The sequence below is a fragment of the Pontibacter toksunensis genome (genome assembly GCF_042686245.1).
Lineage (GTDB): Bacteria > Bacteroidota > Bacteroidia > Cytophagales > Hymenobacteraceae > Pontibacter > Pontibacter toksunensis.
Genome location: NZ_JBHUOX010000099.1, coordinates 1 through 805, shown reverse-complemented (window position 1 = coordinate 805; position 805 = coordinate 1). Strand labels below are relative to the sequence as shown.

The 805-nt window shown below is 49.3% G+C and carries 1 protein-coding gene; it reads left to right on the top strand.

The genetic code is table 11. The features are described 5' to 3' along the window. The coding region (locus tag ACFS7Z_RS27295; RefSeq protein WP_377492679.1) for a hypothetical protein at nucleotides 1-233 on the top strand (233 nt) is incomplete at its 5' end. Nucleotides 234-805 lie beyond the last annotated feature (572 nt).

Here is an 805-nt window from a genome sequence, read left to right as displayed (position 1 = left end):
AGAATGAGACCTGGTCTGAGTGGGATACCGGCGGTGACGGCGCTTTAGATGAGAACGAGTTTGCGACAGGCCTGGGAGACAACAGCTGGTTCGGCGACTGGGACACGGATGATGATAACATGCTGGGCGAAAGGGAGTACACCGACGGGGTGTTTGGCCTCTGGGACGATAATGCCGACGGTGCCCTGGATGACAACGAGTACGGGTACTATAACACCTACTACGGCGACTAAGCCAGAAAACCGGCTGCAGAAGGAGTCCATTGACTGTAAGAAATTCTCTGTCAGCTAATGAAGTACAAGATAAAGATGCAAGTCTTTTCATTGGGGGAGACCCGAGTCCGTTACAAGGTTCGGGTCTCCTTTTTTAGCTGATGGCTGATTCCTTTAACTTCTCCACAAACCCGCGAGAGTTCGGTAGGTGGGGCTGTAGAAGTCTCACCTCCTCTTTCGAAAGTGACGGGCAAGAACTCCATTTTTTTCTTAGTTCGGGTTATAGGTGACATGCTGCTTTAACCTAACCCTTTCTTTTCTTTTGAAACACTCAACAAGTAGCAGTACTTGCCTTTTTAGGCAGGCGCAGAGATTTGATGATTCCCGCAAATGCCCCCTACCCTTGAAGCAGGTATTTTTCTACAGCTGCCGCTCCAGCCGTATGGAGGCTGGAGCGGAATAGCCAGCCTTATTTTTGGAAAATGAAGAAAAACAGGTACTTTGTACGGAAGACATTTGAGCTGCTGTTGCTTTATGTCGCCATCCCGCTCTTCACTAAATACCAGCTGCACGGGATTTACAACCTGGTCCCT